At 38.3% G+C, this 22,946-nt stretch carries 23 protein-coding genes; 3 read left to right on the forward strand and 20 right to left on the reverse strand.

Annotated elements, in window-relative coordinates; all coding sequences use genetic code 11:
• The first annotated feature begins 74 nt into the window (after positions 1-74).
• A complete protein-coding gene (locus CVS81_RS05510) occupies positions 75-1,235 on the forward strand; it encodes an FtsW/RodA/SpoVE family cell cycle protein (protein WP_009293817.1) in 1,161 nt (386 codons plus the stop codon).
• Complete coding sequence (murG, locus tag CVS81_RS05515) at positions 1,232-2,254, forward strand: undecaprenyldiphospho-muramoylpentapeptide beta-N-acetylglucosaminyltransferase (protein ID WP_107965354.1); 1,023 nt, start codon at positions 1,232-1,234, stop codon at positions 2,252-2,254. The genes CVS81_RS05510 and murG overlap by 4 nt, the downstream gene beginning before the upstream one ends.
• Here the strand turns inward: murG and CVS81_RS05520 are convergent.
• The gene (locus tag CVS81_RS05520; RefSeq protein ID WP_009293819.1) at positions 2,246-2,980 is read right to left on the reverse strand and encodes a hypothetical protein; all 735 of its coding nucleotides are present in this window, start codon (positions 2,978-2,980) and stop codon (positions 2,246-2,248) included. The two genes, murG and CVS81_RS05520, sit on opposite strands and share 9 nt — an antisense overlap.
• A gap of 117 nt (positions 2,981-3,097) precedes the next feature.
• Between CVS81_RS05520 and CVS81_RS05525 the strand changes: the two genes are divergently transcribed.
• Complete coding sequence (locus tag CVS81_RS05525) at positions 3,098-3,856, forward strand: hypothetical protein (protein ID WP_107965355.1); 759 nt, start codon at positions 3,098-3,100, stop codon at positions 3,854-3,856.
• Here the strand turns inward: CVS81_RS05525 and CVS81_RS05530 are convergent, their stop codons facing one another.
• From CVS81_RS05530 to hslU, 19 genes are all read right to left on the reverse strand, one after another.
• On the reverse strand, positions 3,857-5,107 hold the full coding sequence (locus CVS81_RS05530; RefSeq protein ID WP_234399532.1) for an RNA polymerase factor sigma-54: 1,251 nt from the start codon (positions 5,105-5,107) through the stop codon (positions 3,857-3,859).
• A 3-nt stretch (positions 5,108-5,110) separates the two neighbouring features.
• Positions 5,111-5,839 (reverse strand): LPS export ABC transporter ATP-binding protein, encoded by a 729-nt coding sequence (gene lptB / locus CVS81_RS05535; RefSeq protein WP_009293825.1) that lies wholly within the window; start codon positions 5,837-5,839, stop codon positions 5,111-5,113.
• Entirely contained in the window at positions 5,832-6,230 is a 399-nt protein-coding gene (gene tsaE / locus CVS81_RS05540; protein ID WP_107965357.1) for a tRNA (adenosine(37)-N6)-threonylcarbamoyltransferase complex ATPase subunit type 1 TsaE, read from the reverse strand. Before tsaE ends, lptB begins: the two co-directional genes overlap by 8 nt.
• Positions 6,230-6,475 (reverse strand): RNA-binding S4 domain-containing protein, encoded by a 246-nt coding sequence (locus CVS81_RS05545; protein WP_002940508.1) that lies wholly within the window; start codon positions 6,473-6,475, stop codon positions 6,230-6,232. Before CVS81_RS05545 ends, tsaE begins: the two co-directional genes overlap by 1 nt.
• A 33-nt stretch (positions 6,476-6,508) precedes the next feature.
• The gene (locus CVS81_RS05550; RefSeq protein ID WP_107965358.1) at positions 6,509-7,336 is read right to left on the reverse strand and encodes an alpha/beta hydrolase; all 828 of its coding nucleotides are present in this window, start codon (positions 7,334-7,336) and stop codon (positions 6,509-6,511) included.
• Entirely contained in the window at positions 7,330-9,438 is a 2,109-nt protein-coding gene (locus CVS81_RS05555; RefSeq protein WP_107965359.1) for a TonB-dependent receptor domain-containing protein, read from the reverse strand. The genes CVS81_RS05550 and CVS81_RS05555 overlap by 7 nt, the downstream gene beginning before the upstream one ends.
• A 182-nt stretch (positions 9,439-9,620) precedes the next feature.
• On the reverse strand, positions 9,621-10,877 hold the full coding sequence (locus CVS81_RS05560; protein ID WP_009293850.1) for a methyl-accepting chemotaxis protein: 1,257 nt from the start codon (positions 10,875-10,877) through the stop codon (positions 9,621-9,623).
• Between the two features lies 1 nt (position 10,878).
• Positions 10,879-11,379: a PAS domain-containing protein gene (locus tag CVS81_RS05565; protein WP_103597587.1), complete on the reverse strand. Its 501-nt coding sequence runs from the start codon at positions 11,377-11,379 to the stop codon at positions 10,879-10,881.
• 27 nt (positions 11,380-11,406) lie between these two features.
• Positions 11,407-12,642: a type II secretion system F family protein gene (locus CVS81_RS05570; RefSeq protein ID WP_012001751.1), complete on the reverse strand. Its 1,236-nt coding sequence runs from the start codon at positions 12,640-12,642 to the stop codon at positions 11,407-11,409.
• On the reverse strand, positions 12,639-14,390 hold the full coding sequence (locus CVS81_RS05575; protein WP_107965360.1) for a GspE/PulE family protein: 1,752 nt from the start codon (positions 14,388-14,390) through the stop codon (positions 12,639-12,641). Before CVS81_RS05575 ends, CVS81_RS05570 begins: the two co-directional genes overlap by 4 nt.
• Entirely contained in the window at positions 14,390-14,929 is a 540-nt protein-coding gene (locus CVS81_RS05580) for a hypothetical protein (protein ID WP_009293846.1), read from the reverse strand. The genes CVS81_RS05575 and CVS81_RS05580 overlap by 1 nt, the downstream gene beginning before the upstream one ends.
• Positions 14,926-15,801 (reverse strand): CDC27 family protein, encoded by an 876-nt coding sequence (locus tag CVS81_RS05585; RefSeq protein WP_107965361.1) that lies wholly within the window; start codon positions 15,799-15,801, stop codon positions 14,926-14,928. The genes CVS81_RS05580 and CVS81_RS05585 overlap by 4 nt, the downstream gene beginning before the upstream one ends.
• The gene (locus tag CVS81_RS05590) at positions 15,794-16,621 is read right to left on the reverse strand and encodes an ATP-binding protein (RefSeq protein ID WP_107965362.1); all 828 of its coding nucleotides are present in this window, start codon (positions 16,619-16,621) and stop codon (positions 15,794-15,796) included. Before CVS81_RS05590 ends, CVS81_RS05585 begins: the two co-directional genes overlap by 8 nt.
• On the reverse strand, positions 16,614-18,140 hold the full coding sequence (gene mshL, locus CVS81_RS05595) for a pilus (MSHA type) biogenesis protein MshL (RefSeq protein WP_107965363.1): 1,527 nt from the start codon (positions 18,138-18,140) through the stop codon (positions 16,614-16,616). Before mshL ends, CVS81_RS05590 begins: the two co-directional genes overlap by 8 nt.
• Positions 18,118-18,528: a hypothetical protein gene (locus CVS81_RS05600; RefSeq protein WP_107965364.1), complete on the reverse strand. Its 411-nt coding sequence runs from the start codon at positions 18,526-18,528 to the stop codon at positions 18,118-18,120. Before CVS81_RS05600 ends, mshL begins: the two co-directional genes overlap by 23 nt.
• Positions 18,528-19,175, reverse strand: coding sequence for a hypothetical protein (locus tag CVS81_RS05605; RefSeq protein ID WP_012001744.1), 648 nt, complete (start codon positions 19,173-19,175; stop codon positions 18,528-18,530). The genes CVS81_RS05600 and CVS81_RS05605 overlap by 1 nt, the downstream gene beginning before the upstream one ends.
• On the reverse strand, positions 19,172-20,692 hold the full coding sequence (locus tag CVS81_RS05610) for a C4-dicarboxylate ABC transporter (protein ID WP_107965365.1): 1,521 nt from the start codon (positions 20,690-20,692) through the stop codon (positions 19,172-19,174). The genes CVS81_RS05605 and CVS81_RS05610 overlap by 4 nt, the downstream gene beginning before the upstream one ends.
• A gap of 60 nt (positions 20,693-20,752) precedes the next feature.
• Positions 20,753-21,622 (reverse strand): GTPase Era, encoded by an 870-nt coding sequence (gene era, locus CVS81_RS05615; RefSeq protein ID WP_107965366.1) that lies wholly within the window; start codon positions 21,620-21,622, stop codon positions 20,753-20,755.
• On the reverse strand, positions 21,619-22,941 hold the full coding sequence (gene hslU, locus CVS81_RS05620) for an HslU--HslV peptidase ATPase subunit (RefSeq protein WP_021089127.1): 1,323 nt from the start codon (positions 22,939-22,941) through the stop codon (positions 21,619-21,621). The genes era and hslU overlap by 4 nt, the downstream gene beginning before the upstream one ends.
• Between the last annotated feature and the right edge of the window lie 5 nt (positions 22,942-22,946).

Here is a 22,946-nt window from a genome sequence, read left to right on the forward strand (position 1 = left end):
GCAATTATAGCAAATAATATCTTTGTAAGCCGTTTTTTATTATACTTTGGCTCATTTTAAAGTTGGAGCTAAATTTGGCAGTTGATAAGGTTATTTTCTATCTTTGCGCGACTTTGATCGCCATAAGTATCATTTTTTCACTATCCTTGCCAGTTTTTACAGTTTTATTTTTTAACTACGACGAATTTCACTTTTTTATCCGCCAGTTTGCAGTCGGCTGCATAGGAATTTTTCTCATGTGGTGGCTCTCAAGGCTAAATCCCGACAAAGCGCTTGTTTGGATAGGCTTTGGACTGCTTATCTCGTGCGGTATCGCTATGGGACTCATGCACGCCTTGCCAGCTTCGATGGTGACTGACTCTGGAGGTGCTAGACGCTGGATCAGGCTGCCTGGCTTCTCACTTGCGCCTGTTGAGTTTTTCAAAGTCGGTTTTGTCTATTTTCTGGCGTGGAGTTTTACTAGAAAATTTAGCGACGGCAAGAGGACTTTGATGGCTGAGCTAAAGATACTTTTGCCTTATATCATTCTTTTTGGTATCGCTATCTTTCTTATTGCCGTTATGCAAAACGACCTTGGTCAGGTTGTAGTTTTGGCACTTACCTTTGTGACGATGGCGCTTTTTGCAGGGGCTAGTGTTAGGCTCTTTGGTATCGGTATCTTGGGCGCTGCCTTTGTCATGACGGTGGCGATAGTTAGCTCTGAGCACAGAATTTTGCGTATAAAGTCATGGTGGGGCACGATACAAAATATGGTTCTCTCTTTCTTGCCAGATAGCGTGGCAAACGTGCTTAGAGTGGCAGACGCACCAGAGCCATATCAAATTTCTCACTCACTAAATGCAATTAAACACGGCGAGTTTTTTGGCGAGGGGCTTGGAGCTGGGATATTTAAGCTTGGCTTTTTAAGCGAGGTGCATACAGACTTCGTGCTAGCTGGCATAGCTGAAGAGGTCGGCGTTTTTGGCATTTTATGCATCACAGCGATCTTTATCACGCTACTTTATAGGATATTTAGAATTTCAGCTAGGAGCGAAAACAAGGTCTATCACCTATTCTCACTTGGTATCGGCCTTATCTTGTCGTTTTCGTTTTTGATGAATAGCTACGGTATCACGTCGATCACGCCGATAAAAGGTATCGCTGTGCCATTTTTAAGCTATGGCGGTAGCTCCGTGCTTGCTATATGCATAGGCATCGGCATGGTCTTGATGGTTAGTAAAAAGGCAAAACTATGATAGTTATTTGTGGTGGCGGCACTGGCGGGCATTTGGCGATCGCTAGAAGCTTTTGCGAAGAGCTAAATGAGAGAGGCATAAAGCCAATTTTTATCGGCTCAACTAGCGGTCAGGATAAATTTTGGTTTGAAAATGATGATAAATTTGCAAAGAAATTTTTTCTACCAAGCAGTGGCGTCGTAAATAAAAGAGGCCTTGCCAAGCTAAAATCAATAACAAATATCATAAGCCTAGCTCTAAAATGCAGGCAAATTTTTAAAGAAAATGGCGTTAAAGCAGTCATCAGCGTGGGAGGCTACTCAGCAGCGCCAGCAGCCATAGCGGCCATCATCTCAAAAACGCCACTTTTCATCCATGAGCAAAATGCCGTAACTGGCAAGCTAAATAAAATTTTAAAGCCGTATGCAAAGGGCTTTTTTAGCTCTTATGATGAGCTCTCGCCCTGCCCTTACCCTGTGGCAAATAAATTTTTTGAAAGCCAAAGAACAAGAGACGAGCTAAAAACGATACTATTTTTAGGTGGCTCACAAGGTGCAAAAGCGATAAACGAGCTGGCTATAAATTTAGCCCCATATCTTAAAGAAAAAGGTATAAAGATCATTCATCAATGCGGCAAAAACAGCCTTGATGAGCTTAAAAAAAGATATGATGAGCTTGGATTTAGCGAGGCAAATTTAGAAATTTTTGACTTTAGCAAAGAGATAGAAAAAAAGATGAGTGAGGCTGATCTTGCCATATCAAGAGCTGGAGCTAGCTCGCTTTGGGAGCTTTGCGCAAACGCCCTGCCCTCTATCTTTGTGCCATTTCCTTATGCCGCTGGCAATCACCAGTTTTACAACGCTAAATTTCTAAAAGATAAAGGTATAGCTGAAATTTGCCTGCAAAATGGCGAAAATTTAGACAAAGATGAAGTCATAAAAATGATCGAGAGCTTTGATCTAAACAAAAGCAGCAAAGCTCTAAAAGATATCCTTTTGCCAAATGGGGCAAAAGAGATAGTGGATAAAATTTTAAGCTAAATCTTCGCCTATGGCGTAGGCTTTTAGCTCTCGTAGCTCGTAAATGAGGTAGTGATAGATAAGCTCATTTGTCTTTAGGCTTTTGCCTGAAAGCACAGGTCTTATCATCTCGATGATCCTATCTGTGATACCTGCGATCTCAACCAAAAGTAGCTCGTCGCCCCTTTGTTTGGCCACTCTTATGCAGTTGTAAAAAAATGTGTAGATAGTTTTAAAATTTTCCAAAACTACGTTTGAGACGATCTGAGAGTCGAGATGTAAAATTTTATTCATCCTATTTTGTAGCTCCATAAGCTCTGCAAGCAGCCCTCTTATCATCGCTGTGTCGCCACTTCTTGAAAAGATACTCTTTTTCTTTTTTTTATTTTGTATCTGATACTCGGCGACTAAAATTTGCATGATATTTGAGATGTTTGTCAGGCTCTCTTGCAAATTTTGATTAGTCTTTAGGCTCACGCCAGCCTTTTCTATCTTGTAGTATAGGCTTTTATTTGTCTGCTCGAGGTATGAGCTAATGTTTTCGTAGTAATCTTCAGTATTAAAGACATTTTTAAAAAAACTGCCCTCATCTGTTGTGCTATAAAGTCTTTTTTTGATCTCTTCGACATTTTTATTAAAAGTGAGCGCATCGATCTTTGTTTCAGGCTCGACAACGCCGTTGTTTTCGATAACTTCCAAGTTTTTCTTAAGCGTGCTTATCAGCTTTTCAATCTCATTAAAATCCATTTTGCCTCTTTGAAATTTTTGGCTATTTTACTATAAAAAGCTGAAGTTTTCGCTTGCAACCCTTAAAGAGATAAATTTATGCTTCTTTTAATAAAATATCTCAAAAAAGGAGCAAAAATGAATGGTGAAGTTTTTAACACTTGCATTATCGTAGCCTCAATAAAGCAAGCTCTAAGGTCAAATTTAGAGTTAGACTACAAAGGCGAAAAATATATAAAAAGCCTAGTTTTTGACTATATTTTGGAGGATGAGCAAGAAAAAAGAGAGCAAGCTAGCATAAATGAGTGGTTTAAGCACGCCAAAAAGCTTGGGCTAAGCGACGTGAGATTTGCTACAAATTTGGCCATCTCATCAAAGGAGCGCTCGCTACAAGGCTTTTCAAATGTAAGCCACAAGTCAATCCTTTGCATTTATAAAGATAAGATGAGCTACTTCGTACCGCACTGGAGCTTTGAAGAAGATAAAAAGGGCTGGGACATAGTCTATAAAGAATTTATCCTAAATGACACGCCAGAAATTCAAAAATTTAGTGACAACACTTTGGAATTTAAAGATATCCTAACTAGGACCTCTAAATTTGCAGATGAGATAGAGTGTGAGAACTTTGGCGACTGCTTTAGAAAAGGGCTAAAAGCGCTAAATGAGCCAGAAAAGATAGAGCAAAATATCCTAAACGCGCCACTTATGCCAAAGCTAAATTTAGCCCTTTTTACTGCGGCAAGTGCGGCAGATGTCTTTGGTGGTATGGGCTCTTGGAACGACGACGCAGCAGGCTTGGCACAGCATAAAAGACGCGGAAAAGAGTACGATGAGCTTAGCAGCGAGCTTTTTACGCAGATGCGAAAAGCCACGCTTTTTGCCATAAATGAGTGGTAGCTAGCCGTTTATCTGATAGATCTTTTTTCGCTGGCTTGAGCTGCCGATGTTTAGGATTTTACGGTATTTGGTGATAGTTCGGCGAACGATTTGGATGTTAAATTTAGCTTGGATTAGCTCTTGGATTTTTAGATCAGAAAGTGGCTTTTTGTGATCTTCGTTTTTTATAAGCTCTAGCAAAAATTCCTTTATCGCGGCATTTGAAGTCTCCTCGTCAAAGCCGGTGGCAAAGAAATTTTTAAGTGCGACCGTGCCTCTTGGGGAGCTTAGATATTTGTTCGCGATCGCTCTTGAGATGGTTGAAGGGTTGCGCCCAAGCTCGTCAGCTAGGTCTTTTAGCTTCATAGGCTTTATGTCGCCGCCCAAAAAGTAGTCATACTGATACTCAACTATCATGAGCCCTATCTTATAAAGTGTCGCCTTTCTCATCTCAAGGGCGTCTATGAGCTCGCTAGCCTCTTTTATGCGTGAGCTTACAAAGGCCTCTTTCTCGTCTAGTCCCTCGGTGTCGATAGAAATTTCAGGATAATAATCGTCATTTATCTGCACGCTTATGCCACTACTTGTGCTTAGCACGAAGATGTCAGGCACCGCCTCTTTTTCATCTTCAAGATACTCAATAGCTGGGGGATTTTTAAATTTCTTTATGATCTTTAGCGCGTCGTCATAGAATTTAAGCTTTCTAAGCTTTTCAATATTTTCAAAATTTAAGATGATCTTTTTTGCGCACTCTATGATCTCATCACTCGCCTCTGCCTCGCTTAACTGAAACAAAAAGCTCTCTTTAACATCCTTTGCGCCCACGCCACATGGCTCAAGGTAGGCAAATCTCGCTCTAACCCGCTCCACCTCATTCTCATTAAAACCAGCAAAAATTTCATCATCATAATAAAAATAGCCCTCATCATCTAAGCACTCGATGATTTTATATGCGATATCTTGGGACTTTTGCGTGGGGAAAAGTGGTGGATTTATCTGGCTAACGAGCTTTTCATAGAGGCTTTCTTTATAGATGCTTAAAGCCTCGATGCTCTCGCTAACCGAGTTTTTGCTAACCTGCTCGAAAAAATTTCGCTTTTTTTCGCTTTTTTCTAAATTTTTGTGTTCTATCGTAGCAAATGGATTCTCTTTTATAAAAGGCTCAAGCGTCTCTTTTAGCTCGTCAAGCCCGCTTTGAAGGATAGGAAGCCAGCTTCTTAGCGTTTGGTTTAGTTTGATCTTTGGCGCTAAAGTTTGCTTTTGCCTTAGCATCATCTACTCAAGTAGCTTAAATTCTTCGCCAAGATAGTGCGTTCTAACGAGCTTGTTGTTTGCCACTTCGCTCGCACTGCCGCTTGCTAGCAGTGAGCCATCTTTGATGACGTAGGCTCTGTCGCAAATGGCTAGTGTCTCACGGACGTTGTGGTCAGTTATCAAAACTCCGATACCTAACTTTTTAAGGTCTCTAACGATGCTTTGGATGTCGCTAACTGCGATAGGATCGACGCCTGCAAATGGCTCATCAAGTAGCAAAAATTTTGGCTTTATAATGAGGCTTCTAGCGATCTCACAGCGTCTGCGCTCGCCGCCACTTAGGCTAACGCCCTTTCTTAGGCGGATAGGCTCGATATTTAGCATATTTAGCATCTCATTTACTCTTTTAGAGATCTCTTCTTTGCTTTGATTTAAAATTTCAGCCCCAAGGAGCAAATTTTCTTCAACGCTTAGCTCTTTAAATATACTTGACTCTTGCGGCAAATAGCCAATACCAAGGTGCGCTCTTTTGTGAAGCGGGACGTTTGTGATCTTTTCGTCGTTTAAAAAGACATCTCCGCTAGTTGGCGAGATGAGCCCACAGATCATATAAAAAGTGGTCGTCTTTCCAGCGCCATTTGGCCCAAGAAGCCCTACCACTTCGCCGCTATTTACCTCTAAAGATATACCTTTTATGATCTCACTTTTCTTAATCGTCTTTTTTAGATCTTTTACTTCTAGTTTATGCACTTATAACCTCGTATTTTCTGCCATTTTTGCTAGGAGAAATTTTTACTAACGTATAGCTCTCGCCGTTTTTCTTTAGAGCTTTTTCTAAATTTTCATCGCCCCACTCTACTAGATGAAGCCCATCTTCAAATAAATTTTCAAAAAGGCCATTTTTTGCCATCCCGTCAAATCCGATCTGATAAATGTCGTAGTGATAGATATCTTTACCATAAATTTGCATCAAAGAAAATGTCGGCGACGTCACGCTCTCATCTATGCCATGAGCCTTGATGATCGCCTTTACAAGCGTCGTTTTGCCACTTGCTAGATCGCCACTTAGCAGCACCACGCCACTTTTTGGCAGCACCTGCACAAGCCGATCAAGCTCATTTTCTAAAAGCTCAAAAACCATCAAAGCTCTTTTACATATTCGCTTTGAGCGCTTTTTGGTATGCTCTTTGTAGTTGGGATCGCTAGCACCTCGTATCTCGCCTCGCGAGCTAGAAATTTGATAGTGATAACGTCGCCTATCTTTACATCTTTTGCTGCTTTTGCCTGCACGCCGTTAATGCTCACAACGCCACTTTTGCACATATCTTCGCTAACGGCACGCCTTTTGGTGATATTTACTACGTTTAAAAATTTATCTACTCTCATGCGGCGGATTTTAACAAAAATAGCCTTAAATTTTTAATCCTTCAGATATTTTAAAAGCTCTTTTAAATTTAGAGGTATGACGCTGCCGTGGGTTTCATTTTTAAAAAGCTCAAAGTGAGAATTTACGCCACTTTGCTTTAAAATTTGGGCTAAATCGCTCGCCTTTAAAATGCCAGCTTTATCTGTCTTGCCCTTTCTCTTTTCAAGCTCGCCAACGCTAAGAAAGACGAATTTAGCCTTTAGTTTCTCTTTAAATTTACCCTCACTCACATTTTGCTTTAAAATTTCAGACTCACCCCACCAAAGAGATGGCGAAGCGATAAAGAAATTTGAAAATACGCCATCATTTTTAAGCAAAGCATAGAGCGTAAAAAGCCCGCCAAAAGAGTGTCCATAAAGGCTCTTTTGGCTGCTTTGCACGTTAAATTTCTCATCAATTAGCGGCACTAAATTTTTAGTTAAAAAGTGGTAAAACGCATCTGCGCCACCACCCTTGCTAAACTCCTCGCCCTCTGCTTTTGGCGTGAGATCTCTTGTGCGTTTTTCTACCTCGTAGCTTTTGTTTGTGTCATATCCTATGCCTATTATTAGTGGGGCAGCCTTGCCATCAAATTCATTTAAGAGCATGTTAAACTGGGCGTTTGCATCAAGCAAGAAAAGCACATTTTTAAACTTATCTTGCCCCTTTAGCTTGGCTGTGAAAATTTTATAAATTTCATCATTTGCACTCATTTTAAAGGTTGAAATTTCAAATTTACTAGCAGCTTTTTGGCTAAGTGGCTCAGGCGTTTGTTGCGGAGCTGCTTGTAAAATTTGCGTCACGCCAAGCGTAAAAAGCAAAAATTTAAACACTCCTACCATTTTGCAGCGACCTTAAACCAAAATCTCCTGCCCTCTTGCGGATACCAGTAGTAGTCTTTGTCATTTATTTGCGCTTCTTCGTATCTTACCTTATCAAAGATGTTGTAGGCGTTTAGACTAAGCGTTAGGTGCTTGTTTGCGTCCCAGCTGACGCCTGTATCAAATGTAAGTAAATTTTTCTCATTTTCTCTTACTCTGTTACCAGGGCCAAATTGTACGCTTGTTAGCTTGCTCTCGTAGTTTGCACCAAAAAATGTTTTAACGCTTTTTACAGGCTTATATGTAAGCGTGGCGTGAAGTGCGTGCTCTGGCGTTGCGGTAAGGCTCTTTGCGTCAAGTCTGGCAAGATTTGTCTCGCTAAATTTCATAGGGCCTCTTGGCGTGTTTATCGTTGGGTTGCCAGTTTTTATCTTTGATTTGTTATAGGTGTAGTTTGAGCTTAAATTTAGATTTGAAAGGATGTCATAGTCTCCGCTTAGCTCCACTCCCCAAACGGTCGCACCTTCTATGTTAAAGTAAGTTCCCCAGCCAGGACAACCCTCACTTTGGATCCGCACACCTGCTGGGCAAGCGCCAAAGGCTGGAATTTTATTGACATTACTGCCGTCTGTGTCTAGGATTTTATCCTTAAATTCATTTCTAAAAAGCGTTACAGAACCTCTAAAATCAGCCTGATTGTCATAATATGCTCCAACTTCATAAGTCGTGCTCTTTTCTGGTTTTAGGTCTTTATTGCCAAAATTGACTATCGTCCAGCCACGTTGGATAGTGCCTACTTCAGGCGAAATTTGATTGACATTAGGTGTTTTATAGCCAGTTGCTACGCCGCCTTTTAGGCTTAGCGTATCTGTGGCGTTATAGACTAGATAGGCTCTTGGCGAGATGTGGTTGCCAAAAAATTCGTTGTGCGTGAGTCTTGATCCAAGCGTTAAAAAGAGCTTTTCATCTAAAATTTGCCACTCATCTTCGATAAAACCAGCATGCTCGCTCATCGAGTAGGTCTTTGGGTCTTTTAAGCCATTTTTTGAAGCGTTTGAGATGATGAAGGTCGTGCCGACATTTTGCTTGCTAAAATCATAGCCAAAAGTTAGAGTGTGTGCGCCAAAAAATGTTATAAATTTGGAGTTAAAGTTGTGATTTTTAGCTTTTGCTGGTATAAATTTGTCAAAAAGACTACTTCTTTGCGTCTGGTCATAAATGTAGCTAAGATCAGCATTTAGGTTATCAAATTCGCCAAGATAACCCACACCATAGCTCTTTTTCTCGTAGTCGTAAGCGTTTAAGACGTTCATTCTTGGATTTGGATCGGCTGTTTTGCCCTTGGAGCGTGAGTAGTTGTGTTTTTCGTTTGAGCCAAGGATGAAGAATTTATTGTGTTCATCTGGCGTGATCCAAAGTTTCGCACTTAAATTTCTCTTATCGCTTTTTTGATAGCCACCAACATAACTATCCTCATCTCTTAGCTTTTTATAACCCCAAAGCTGAAGCGCTAAAAACTCTTTATAAAGAGGTAAATTTAGATAAAAGTCGCCCTGTCTGCCGTCTCCTATGCCTTTATGCGTGTTTATCGTGGTTGAGATGCCGACGTTGCCGCTAAATTTTGAAAAGTCTTTTTTGGTAATGATATTTATAACGCCTCCAACCGCGTCGCTACCATAAAGCGAGCTCATAGGGCCGCGGATGATCTCTATACGCTCGATCGCCTCGGCTGGCGGGATGAAATTTGAGTTCATATCCCCTGCTCCGCCCTTTGGGTTTGCGCTGCTTGAATTTGCTCTTTTGCCATCAATCAAAACTAGCGTTTGAGAGCTCTCCATACCACGTATAGAGATACCACTAGCTGGACCATCCTCGCCGCCAACGACATTTACGCCTGGTACCTTTTGCGCGATTGAGTGAAGTGAGGTAAAGCTATCTTTTGTAAGCTCATCACCGCTTATCACGCTTATGCTTGCAGGGGCTTCTTTTATCTGCTGCGAGAAGCCACTCGCACTTACTACGACGCCATCTAGCTTAGTTTCGTTATTATCTTTCTCTACTGCATAGAGAGAATTTGCCACACAAGCGCTAAGGCAAATGGCGATAAATTTTGATCTATTCACGGATATCCTTTTGTTAAATTTAATCTTTGATAATGAAAGCGAAACGCAAATTTAACAAAGCAAGCATAAAAACAATATTAATTATCATAATTTTAAACAACAATGTAGAAAAAATTTATGAAAATAAAATTTAAATCAATCTAAGAGGAGCTAGACTCAAAGCGAGTCTAGCAAATTTGAAGTTATTTTGAAGCGACCATTTCGTTGTATGAGTTAAATATCTCTCTACTAAGATCTTCGAGCTTTCTAAACTCAGTGACAAAATGTTTTAAATTTTTCTCGTTATAGCCCTTGCCAGCTTCTGTCAAGATGGCTTTGATATTTTTGTTAAACTCATCCACTAAATGGCGTGATTTCTCGTAGGTTTTAGTGTGGCTAAAGCTCTTTGCACACTCATTTTCATACCACGCTACAAGATCGTCTGCGTCTTTTGCTATATCGTCGCCGTAACCTTGCTCATTTACCGTATCTGAATAAACACCCACTTTATAGACGATGATAGCTATCTTTGCGATGATGCCAAAGGTCTTGTCTTCTACATATTTTGATCTTTGGGCTGTCTCTTTTGCATTTTGGTTAAAGCTAGCTAAAGTTTGTTTGAAATTTTCGACATTTGCTGTGGCGATCTTTGAAATTTCATCTATCTTTTTAGAATTTTCATCTATATCTTTGGCTTCTTGCTGAAGTGTTTGGATATTTACACCGATCTCATGTGTCGCTTTTTGGGTATTTTCAGCTAGCTTTCTAACCTCATCAGCGACAACTGCAAAGCCACGTCCATGCTCGCCTGCTCGTGCTGCCTCGATAGCTGCGTTTAGAGCTAGCAAATTTGTCTGCTCAGCTATATCTTTTATCAAATTTACAACCGAAGTGATGTCATCTGTTCTGCTATTTAGCGTGCTTATAGCGTGGCTTGAGCCCTCTATCAGCTCCTCAAGTGAACTCATATTTACGCTTAGCTCATTTATGCTTTGCGTCGTATCCTCAGCGATCCTAGCTGTATCTTGTGCCATGTGTGCCATTTGGCTTAGGTTTTTGATGCTCTCATTTAGATCGTTTCTAACATCTTCTATGCCGTCATTGCCATTGCCAAGTGTGTCGAGCTCTTTTGAAAGTAGGCCTCTTACTTTACTTTTGTGACTATCTTTTATACCAGTTACGCCGTTGCTCATAGAGATGGCATTTTGTTTAAATATACCGCGAAATCCCTCTGTAAAGATATTTCTATATGTTAGTCCGCTTTGAGCAGCGTCTATTGAGGTTGAAATTTCTCTTTGGAGCGCCTCTACTTGATCAAGCAAGTCATTTATACCAAGTGCTACTTCATAAAGAGGGTCATTTTCTTTTACATTTACTATCCTAGGCTCTAATATGCCGTTTCTAGCTGAGCCTACTACGCTTAAAATTTCATTTATAGAGTCAAGTTTTTTTCCAAACATCTTATAGCCTTTGTAGGTTATTTACAAATTCATCATAACTTATATTTTTTTCTTTTAAAAATTCAGTTAAAAATTTCATCGAAGCATCCATGCCACCGCTCTTTTCTACCGATAACAACTTTTGATATATAGGCTCTATCACCTCAATTGCCTTTGGATTTGGCTTGCGTCTAACTGAGTAGTAGCCAACTGGATTATTTTGCACATCAAGCGAAGTTGTGATATTTGCAAATACCCAGTAGTATCCACCATCAAAGCTTTTGTTTTTAACATAAGCAAAAATTTCTTCTTTATTTTTTATGCGCTCCCAAAGTAGCTTGAAAACAGCTCTTGGCATATCTGGGTGTCTTATGATGTTGTGAGGCTTACCCAAGACTTCAGCTTGTTTGGCTCCAACTATCTTTAAAAATGGCTCGTTACAATATGTAATACGTCCTTTTAAGTCGGTCTTTGAGACCAAAAAGGCGCTCTCTTCGACCATGTGTTCTTTGTTTTCAGACATCTTCTCTCCTTTAAGATTTTAATTATTTTAGTTTTTAACGGCTTTTGATAGATCCCACATCGGCAAAAATATACCAAGAGCTAGTAAAAGCACCATACCTGCTATAAAAACGAGCAAGATAGGCTCTATATAGTTTGAGATGTTATCAATAATATCGTTAAATTTCATCCTGTAATAGTCAGTTACTTTTCCGGTCATATCATCCAAGCTACCGCTTTGCTCGCCAGCGCTTATCATCTGTATGAGCATATTTTCATATAAATTTGTATCTCTAAAAGCCTCCGTTAGGCTAACACCCCTACCAACAAGTATCTTAACGCCACTTAGCTTCTTTTTGATATCCTTGTTTGAGACTGTTATCACAGCCGTATCAAGGGCATCTGCTATAGGCAAACCAGCTCGAACAAGCTCTGTAAAGATGAGGTTAAACCTGCTCATATTCGAATAAAATATGATCTTGCCGATGAGATAGACTTTCAAAAGGTATTTATCGACCTTATCTTGAAATTCTTCACTCTCAAGATAGTATTTTCTAAGCAAATATCCGATAAATGCAAGTGCTCCAAGGATATAAAAGCCGTAGTTTGTCATGACGTATTCGATATTTAGCAAAATTTTAGTTGGCAGTGGTAGCTCTGCATTTAACTGCTCAAAAATTTCTCTAAACTGCGGCACAACAAGTATCATAAGGATGACAAAGGCTATGATGATCGCGCAGATGACTGTTATCGGATAGCGGATAGCTTTTTTAAATTTTTGCTGATTGTCCCAGACCTCTTGCAAGATAGAGGCAAGCTTTGCAAGCGCGTCAGCCATATTACCAGTGCTTTCCCCTAGTCTTATCATCGCTAGCGTCACGTCGCCAAGCTCTTCTTTAAAATTTTCTATACTATTTGTAAGGCTTGAGCCTTGATTTAGCTCCTCATCTATGGTCTGAAATATAAATTTAAGGCGCTTATCCTCGGTGGAGTTTGCAACCTCTTTAATGCTATCGTGGATAGAAATTCCAGCATTTGTCATAACGCTAAGCTGCCTTATGGTGGCTACTAAATTTGGGATTTTCACCTTTGGATTAGTAAAAGCTTTTGCGATCACGTTTTGTAAATTTTCAAAGTTATTTATGCTAGAAGTTTGCGTCTCTTTGATCTTGACGATCATGCCAGTAACATTTGCTTTGTCTTTGATCTCGCTTTTATTATTCGCTCTTAGGCTCATCTTGTGGCGTTTGCCGTTTTGGATGTACTCAACCTCAAAGTATTTCATATCTTAGCAACCCTATAAACTTCTTCAAGCGTGGTTATGCCATTTGCTGCTCTTATGACGCCATCATGAAACATATCTATAAAGCCCTCTTCGTAGGCTACGCTTTTAAGCTCATCTTTAGAAGCGCCATTTGCAACCATACTTGCTATATGGTCACTAATAGGTAAAATTTCACTTATCATCTCACGTCCTAGATACCCAGTTTGTGAGCATTGTGGGCATCCGACACTTTTATAAAACTGGTAGTTTTCAGGGACAAATTTCTTAACCTCGTCAAATGTCTTTTGAGATAGAGTGATCTTTTGTTTGCAGTGTGGGCAGAGCTTTCTAACAAGTCTTTGAGCCTCTATACAAACGAGCGCGCCACTTACTAGATAAGGCTCGATGCCCATATCTATCATACGAGGAAGTGCGCTAATGGCATCATTTGTGTGAAGCGTAGAAAAGACAAGGTGACCAGTAAGTGCCGCTTGTATCGCTATGCGAAGCGTCTCTTGATCCCTGATCTCGCCTATCATTATGACGTCTGGATCTTGCCTCAAGATAGAGCGAAGAGCTGAGACAAAGGTAAGTCCAGCCTTTTCATTTACATGCACTTGTTGGATCATATTTAGCTGGTATTCGACCGGATCTTCAACTGTGATGATCTTAGTTTTTACGCTTTTTATATCATTTAGCGCGCCGTAAAGCGTCGTTGTCTTACCTGAGCCTGTTGGACCAGTGACTAGGATGATGCCATAAGGCGCTTTCATACTCTTTTTAAATTTAGCGAAATTATCTGGATGCATGCCAAGATCTTCTAAATTTATAATGACCTTTGACTTATCAAGAATTCTTAAAACTATACTTTCGCCATTTAAGATGGGTAGCGTCGAGATACGAAAATCATACTCTTTGTCTAAAATTTGAGCAGAAAATCTACCATCTTGTGGGCGGCGGCGCTCTGCGATGTCCATGTTTGATAGTAGCTTCATACGGCTAACCATCGGCGGATAGATATCTTTATCAAATATAAATGTCTCGCTTAGCATGCCATCGATCCTGCTTCTTACGATACAGTTTGTCTCGGTCGGCTCGATGTGGATGTCGCTGGCTCTGCTTTGGATAGATGTTTTTAAGATGATCTCTATTAGCTTTAAAATTCCAGAGTTTTCAGTGTTTTGACCTTGGCTAGCTGAGCTTGAAAGCTCTCTTCTGATCTCTGTTATCACATCTTTTATGCTCTCATTTAGCGCTAGCTTGCTTATATATTTTTCTATCTGGGTTGGCTGAGCGATGGCAACTTTTAGTAGTTTTCTATTAAATAAATTTTGCACCTTATCTTGAGCCATAACGTCAAATGGATTTTTAAAAGCGACATATACGCTTATCTCATCCTCTTTTACTGGGATCGCGCTATATGTCTTTAGCTGAGCGGTGCTTAGCTTTTCGCTGATGCGGTAGTCGATATCGATATCATCAAGGTCAAAGTATAAAACCTTAAATTTCTCGCTTATAAATTTAACAAAAGCCTTTATATCAAGCTCAAGATCGTTTGAAATTTCATCGATATTTACATGCCCTCTTCTATAGATATCAGACAAAATTTCCATAAAGTCTTCATCATTTAGTAAATTTTCATCTCTTAAAATTTTAACAAGACCTTTGCCTTCTTGCTCGCTTATCTGCTTTATCTTTTCTATATCTGATGTGCTTAGTTTGCCGTTTTGTTCTATATTTTTTAAGATTACATTTTCTACATTTTTCATTATCTATACTCTATTTGTGATTTCAGGTCGTTATTTTTAAAAATTTTAAGCACTAGCTTTGGTATTTGTCCATTTGTTGGACTTATCTCATATCTTGTGTCAGAATTTGGCTCTTCAAAGATAAATGTGCCAAGCTCTTCAACATACTCTTTTTTTACAAATTTATCAAACAAAAATGAAAGTATATAATCACTCTTTGGAAGCCTGATATAGCTTATATCAACGCCATCTATCATAGCGTGAAATAAGAGCTTTTTCTTAAATAAGATATCAGCAAAATAGGCAGCATTTTCTCTTGATTTTTCGCTCTTTACTAGCTTATCGATCGGAGTTGCTAGCCTGTTTAGATCGTTCATCTTTATGCAAGCGATGCCAAACATAGAAATTTGCTCTTCGTTATTTTGTGTTTTTAAAAATTCCTCAACCTTTTGGTTGCAGACTTTTGCATAGTTTGCGCTGTTAAAGTCATCTCTTATCTCAGTTAGGCTAACAGCAAAAACTTCACAAACAAAAACCAAAAAAATAACAAAAAATTTCATAATGTTCCACTTTTTATCTTATTTATAAGCTCATTTATCGAAGCTTTGTTTAAGTTTTTATTATACTCCCTTAGAGCTTTGACGGCATCATCGCTTTGTTTTAGCTTATATTTTGACTTTGCAAAGATGATCCATGACTCCTCTAAGCTATTATCTATATCGTTTGCTGCAAGCGACCACTTTATAGCTTCTTTGAAATTATTATTTCTAAAATTTAATCTAGCAAGCTCGAGTGCGATAGTTGGATTGTTTGTTTTTAGAAACTGCTCTCTTAGCACGCTCTCTTCATTTGATGCTGAAGTTACTTGTATATTTACACGCTTTCTAGCTGGTTTTGACTCAAGATCTATCACTTCATCTTGTGGCACGCTCATGCCGTTTATGCCATTTTGTTCGCTAAGTGGCTCTTCATCAGGGATATTTAGCTTAAGCCAACCTTGTGAGCTTCTTTGCCTTTTTGGGTCATTTTTTGAAGTATCGTTTGTTTCGTTTATCTTTACGACCTCTTCAAGCTTTTTAGCTATCTTGTCAGCTAGCTCGTCTTGTTTTTTACCTTCTTCAAATTTAGCCTTAGCAACCTCGCTCTTTTGCTTTAGCTCGCTAAGAACGCTTGCATTTGTCTCGTTTTTTTCTACCATTTTTACTGCGGTTGCATTTTTGGCTAAAAATTTATCGCTTTTACTAGCAAGACTTGGAGTTTTCTCTATGCTTAGCGCTATCAATGCAGCCAGCAAAATGATTATAAGTAAAAGCTCTATGATTAAAATTTTAGAGTTTTTGGCATTAAAAATTTTATGTAAAAAACCGCCATTTTTTTTCTTGTAGCTTTCATAAAGCTTTTCTAGTCTTTGAATTTCTTGTGGTTCAAGCATCGATTAGCCCCGCATCAAGTGCAGCCATGGTGAGTATCATGGTATTTGCCTTATCACCGCTAAGCTTTGAAGGCAGATACTGCTCGTAGTATTCGCAAATTTCATAGAATTTATACATGATCTTGTTTAGCGTTCTTAAATTTCCACCGCAAAATGAGTAGGCGCACTCGTAATCTTTTTTCTCAAATTTAAGATATTTGTCATAGTTTTTTTGACTAAGCTTTCTTTGCAAGTAGATGATGATCTCATTTACATCAGCGCTACTTAGCTCGATGCTCTCCCAAATTCTAGTCTGAAAATAATCTTTTGCCAAAATATCTTCGTTTTCGGTTTTATGTATCGTAAAGAGAAATTTAAACATCCTAGTATCAGCCATAAGCCTTATCTTCTCGATAAGTTCAGTCGGATAGAGCTGCGCTTCATCTAGGATAACCGTCATTTGATTTTTTAAAATTTCATCTTTACTGCTAAAGTCTTTTGAATAAAATTTTATAAAGCTCTCGAAGTTGTTTATATCTTCAAACTTTTTTCCATAAATTTGCTCACAAAGTGCCTCGATAAATGTTGCCTCGCTAAAAAATGGATGTGGGAAAAAGATGAGGCTTTTATCCTCTTTTAGATCATTTGCGATCTTGTTTAGCAAAAAGGTCTTGCCGCTACCTGGCTTGCCATAAAACAAGATGAGTTTAAGTGGCTTTTTTAAAGCTAAAACTATCTTGTTGTAGCAGCTTATAGAGTTGTCTAAATTTACGAAATTTAAACTCTCGTCTTCATCTATGAAAACATCTTTTATATGCGTATAAATATTTTCGTTACTCATAGATCGATTTAGAAAATCCTAGATCTTTTAGCGACTGCTGAACTGGTTTTGGATCTTCAAGATCAACAACTCTTGGCGTGATGACAAAGATAAGTTCAGTCGTTTTTACGCCATCTCTTGTGCTTTTAAAGACGCTACCTATCAAAGGTATGTCAGCTAAAAGTGGCACGGCTGTATTTTGCTTATTTTTAGTCTGTCCAATAAGTCCGCCAAGTATGATAGTATCGCCACTATTTACTTGAACAACTGTTGAGAGCTTTTTCTGAACGGTGTCAGGCGCTATCTCTCTAATAGAGGTGTTTTGACCTCTTGTGTCGTCTTCTGCATACTTAAAGCTGCTCAAGCTTGGGTTGATGCGAAGCATGATCTTGTTGTTATCTGAGACTTCTGGAAGTAAATTTAACAAGATACCGATAAATACAGAGTATTGCTTATAAGTTGTTGTAAGCCTGTTGTTATTGTTATTGTTGCTACCATTATCTGTCTCTTCCATTACGCGGTAGTTTATATTATCACCCACAGAGATTAGCGCTTGTTGGTTGTTTAGAGTGGTTACTTTTGGACTTGAAACGACCTTTGTTTTGCCATTTGTTTCAAGGAAATTTATCATACCATCAAGGCTAAAGTTTAAATTTGCAGCGATATTTAGTGTGCGACCAAAGCCATCGCTTAAGCTGTTGCCCTTGTTTGTCCAGCTTGCACTTGAGCCGGTGCTAGAGCCTTGGTTGCCTATATATGAGTTAAATCCAAGCTCAAATTTACTCCAATCAACACCTTGCTTATACTCATTATTTAGATCAACTGCAATGATAGAAACATCGATGATGACTTGTTTTTTAAGTCTTCTTTGCATCTCAGCTATATATTTTTCAACACGTTTTAGCTGTGATGGGGTAGCTGTAACCGTGATAAGTCCAGCATTTTGGTTTATGATAGGATCTGGCGCTGTGATGTGCTCACTGCTATTATTCAAGATAGCTTTTAGCTCAGCATCAAGCTTCTCCCAGAAGTCAAATTTTTCTGTTGTTCTTATCAAGTTGTTTTCATTTTTTATGTCATTTGAGCTAGTGTCACTGCTTGAACTATTGCCAACCTCTGACGGAGAGGCATCAACCGAAGCTTTTGTGATGGCTGTGCCCTCACGGATAGAGGTGATATAGTCTATTTTAAAAATTTTTGTTTGAAGCGATGAGATTTTTAAGACATTATTTGAAAACTCATAGCTTAAATTTTTCTCATTTAAAAGCAGATCAAAGACCTCGCTTAAGCTCATGTTTCTTATATTTACGCCAAAGACTTTATCATCAAGCTCTTTTTTGCTATAAGCATCTTTTGCAACGATACTAAAGTCACACATTTCAGAGAGCTGATTTAAAACATCTCCAAGGCTTATATCATCTGTGATCTTCATACTAAAATTTTTACTCAAGCATGTGCTTGGTTTTGCCATTATAGGGGTAGCTAAAAATGAAGCTAACGCCGCAATTATAATAAATTTACTTAATTTTGATACCAACATTTTTACTTCCATTTTTAAGAGTTAGTTCTTGTTTTTCATCATCTTTTACGATGATAACCTTGCTGCCTTGAACACTTGTGATGTTGTAATCATCAACCATATCTCCCACTTTATACCATTTGCCATTTATGTTTGCTTTATTTAACAAAATGGCCTTTAGCATAAACCCCCTTGCAGAAGAGTATTTTGTAGCGTTTTGATCGCCTTTTGGAGCAACTGGCAAATTTAGCTTGAAAGGATCTTGCAAGCTAGAAATTTCACCGCTATTAAGCCCTTTTCTTTGCTCCTTTATCTTAACAAAAACTTCATCATAGTTTTTCATCTCGCCTTCAAACTCATTGCCAAATAGACTTAGAGCTAAAATTAAAAATAAACCAAATTTTTTCATCAGTACTTCATACCCCACACTGAGATAGAGAGCTTAGCTCCTAGATCTTTTTGGGTGGAATTTATATCCATCTTGTGAAGATCTACTACGAGTTTTGACTCTTCAAGTCCGTTTATATAGCTAAGCATATCTTTAAAATTTCCAAGGCAAGTGACATCTATATTTAAAATTTGCTCTATCTTTTGGAAATTTGGCTCTTTTATATCGCTTTTAAGCTCTAAAATTTTTATATTATTTTGTTTTGCCAAAAGCACGATACTATCTATATAATTTGCCCAGTTTTGATTGTCAAAAAGCAAAAATGAAAGCTCTTTAAGCTTTGAGTCAAAATAGGTATTAAATTTCAAAATATTCGTGTAGCGAAGTTTTAGATTGCTTAAATTTCTATTTTCTTCATTTATCTTGAAATTTCTATCGCCATCAGGAGAGCTTACTGAGGCTAGATAGTTTCTAGTGTTTTCTAGCTTTGTAGAAATTCTCGTATGTTTATCAAGCTTTTCGTCAAAGAAATTTTGCGCAGGATCAAAGCATAGCATATAGACAAGATAGGCTATGATAAGCGCTGAGCCAAGAAAAATGAGGTTTGTTTCGTTTGGCTTTTTGCTATCAAAGTATTGATCTATTTTGCTCAAAATATCTTGTCTCATTGTCTAATCTCTATGCTTATATTACTTTCATACTCGTGTTTAGCGTCATCGGAGCGAATTTTTTTAGTATTTACCAAGTATTTTTCATCTTTGCTGATATCTTTGATCAACTGGGTTATCCTTTTTTCATTATCGCTAACTGCAGTTATGGTCAAATTTCTATCGTTATTTACGATGTTTGTGATATGAACTGCGTTTAGATTTAAAATATCGGTAATTTTAAAAAGATTTAAACCCTTCATAGCGTAATTATCTTTTTTATTTTCGATCTCAGCAAGCAAACCTTTTCTGAAATTTAGCTTTTCATTCTCTTTTTGAGTCTGCTCTTTTACCGCTTCTTGTTCTCTTGAAATTTTAGCTAGCGTCTCTTTTATCTGCATCTCTTGTGCGTTTAGGACGCTATATTCGTCATTTAGTCTTGCGCTGTCTTTTTCTAAAACAAGACCAGCTATGTAGTTGTAAGCTGGATATAACATACTTAGCGCAAATGCCGCAGCGCAAGTGAGCAAAAATTTACCACTTTTTCTTTTGACAAATGGATCTGGACGAAGCATATTTGAGAGGTTAAAATTCTCATAAAATGGCTCTTTGGTATAGAATCTACCAAATAAAGCCATAACGTTATAACGCTCGTTTATGGTATAGTTTTTGTTGTTTATCGCAACTTTTATGTTTATATACTCGGCATCCAAACCAAGTTTGGTTGAGATAAAATTTGCAAAATTTTTGATCTCATAGTCACAATCTATATAAATTTTCTTTATGGCTATGCCATTTTGGCTATTTATAATGTTTAAAATATCGTTAAAGTAAAAGATATAATCTTCAAAAACTGTGTTTAGATCGTAGTTAAAGCCATCATCATCTTTATTTACAAGCCCTCTTTGAGATAAAACTTCGAGAAATTTTTCATCACTCAAGCGATCGCCGCTTTGCTCTAAGAATTTATCTTTAAGATAGTTTAAGTTATAGCGAATTTCTCTAGTAGTAAAGAAATCACCATCTAAATATATACTTAAAAATGATTCATCTTTTCTAAGTGCTATAAAGCAGTCTGCTTGTGTGCTAGGTAGCAAGCCCTTTTTATAAATAGCAGAGTAGATCAAAGGCTCAGGCGCAAGATAGTCGATATATGGGACTTTTTTTGCAACCGCTTTAAAGGTTGAATTTATATCTTCATTTGTGATAGCAAAAACGGTGAAAATTCTCTCTTGAGCTTTTGTAGTGCCTTCTGAGAAAAATATCTTATTGTCAAGTGCTGGATCAAGTGAGAGCTCTGCATAGGTCTTTGAATAAAGCTCCTCATATAGGGCGTCGTTATCAACACTTCTAGGGATAAAAAATGTTGTTGTTTTTAAGTCTTTAAATTTTATGTATGAGATGAAAAAGTCGCGTTTATTGACTGTTTTTGAAAAGTTAAAAGCTTCTACATTGCTGTTGTGATAACGAAATCCTTTATAGTCATACGGATCTAGTGCAACTATAGAAATTTCACTATTTTTTTTAATATTCATCATGAATCAAAAAACCTTCCTAAACGCTTATATTGAGTATTTTAATATCTTTAAAATAAAAAATCAATAGCCGATTATCTTATTTAGGCTCTTTTCTTCTTTACTCCAGCCTTTTTTAACGACTACATCGAGCTTTAGAAAGACCTTTGTGTTGGTTAAATTTTGTATTAACTTTCTTGCAAAAATTCCAATTCTTTTAATAGTTTCACCATTTTTTCCGATGATCATGCTTTTATGGATCTCACGCTCCGTGATGATACTAGCATAAATTTCAGTTATGCCAGTTTTTTCTTTTACGCTTTTTATGATCGCATCGCTAAGATATGGGATCTCGTCGCTTAAATTTTCATAGATCGCTTCAAGTATAAATTCTCTAAAAATTTCCTTCTCATTTGTCGGTGTGAGAAATTCTGGATCGTAAAAGTACTCATGCTCTGGCAAAAGCTTGCAAATTTCATCAAGAAGCGGCTTTTTATAGGTAGGCTGCTTGGTGCTAAAAGTAAGAAGTGCTGCAAATTTATCTTGAAATTTCTGATACTTAGTGATCTTTTCAAGCACTTTAGCATTTGAGCTCTCATCGACTTTTGTTAGCACTAAGATGTGTGGTTTTTCTGGATTTAGAGCTAGAAATTTCTCATAGTCGCTTGTACTATCATGAATAGGCGCTAAAAATACGATGAGATCGCAGTCTCCCATCGATTTTATAGCTTGGTTTATTAGTAGTTGATTTATCGCCTTGTTGCTCTCGTGAAGCCCTGGCGTGTCGGTGAAGATGATCTGATCTTCGCCGTTCATCACGATGCCATTTATCTTTCTGCGAGTTGCGTTTTGCTTGTGCGAGACAATGGCGATCTTTTCGTTCAATAAGGCATTTAAAAACGAGCTTTTGCCAGCATTTGTGCGTCCTATGATGCTAACAAAGCCTGATTTCAAAGTATATACCTCGCTAGATCTTGATCCTCAACAACGTCTTTTAGGCGCTCTTTTACAAGCTCTTTTGTCACATTTATCTTCTCGCCGCTCTTTTCGCTAGCTTCAAAGCTGATATCTTCTATCACGCGCTCGATCACCGTGTGAAGGCGTCTAGCACCGATGTCTTCCATCTTTTCATTTGCTGCGTGAGCGATCCTTGCTATCTCTTTTATCGCTTCATCGTCAAATTCTAGCTCGACATTTTCAGTTGAAAGAAGTGCGATGTATTGTTTTAAAAGCGAATTTTTTGGCTGAGTTAAAATTTGATAAAGCGCGTCCTCATCAAGGCTATCAAGCTCGACTCTTAGTGGGAAACGGCCTTGAAGCTCTGGGATGAGATCGCTTGGTTTGCTTATATGAAAGGCGCCAGCTGCGATAAACAAAATGTGATCTGTCTTTAAATTTCCAAATTTAGTATTTACATTTGAGCCCTCAACGATAGGTAGCAAGTCTCTTTGCACACCTTCTTTGCTAGGGTCTTGCCTGTTTGAGCTACCTGAGCCAACGGCTACCTTATCGATCTCGTCTATAAAGATGATGCCCTCGTTCTCAGCTCTTCTTAAAGCTTCTGTTTTTACGCTCTCAAGGTCTAAAATTTTATCATTTGCCTCGCTTTGAAGAGCTTTTTTGGCGTCTTTTACCTTCATCTCTTTTTTGATATTTTTGCCGCCGATACCAATTATCTTTATAAAACTCTCTTGCATCTGCGCCATATCAGGTGGCACGTTTGAGCCAGCTTCAAGTGGGTTTTGCTGCACTTCTATCTCGATGCTTAGCTCGTCAAGCTCGCCGTTTCTTAGCCTATTTAGCATTTTTTCATAGCTCTTAGCGTATTCTGCTTGCTTCTCTTCGCTTGCACCTTTTGGCAGTGGTGGAAGTAGCTTTGAAACGATCTTTTCTTCGATGTAGGCGTTGATTTTATCTTGATTTTTCTCGCTTTGCTCGTTTTTTACGAGATTATATGATGCCATAGCAAGGTCTCTTACCATGCTTTCAACGTCACGACCGACAAAGCCAACCTCGGTATATTTACTAGCCTCGACCTTTATAAATGGCAGCCCCATCATCTTTGAAAGTCGCCTTGCGATCTCGGTTTTACCAACGCCAGTTGAGCCGATCATCAAGATATTTTTTGGCATGATGTCATCTTGTAAGCTCTTTTCAAGTTTCATACGGCGATAGCGGTTGCGAAGTGCGATCGCTATGATTTTTTTGGCGTCCTTTTGACCGATCACATAGTCATCTAAAAATTTAACAATTTCTCTTGGTGTTAAGTTCATTTTCT

The organism is Campylobacter concisus (assembly GCF_003049065.1).
In the GTDB taxonomy this organism is placed as follows: domain Bacteria; phylum Campylobacterota; class Campylobacteria; order Campylobacterales; family Campylobacteraceae; genus Campylobacter_A; species Campylobacter_A concisus_BE.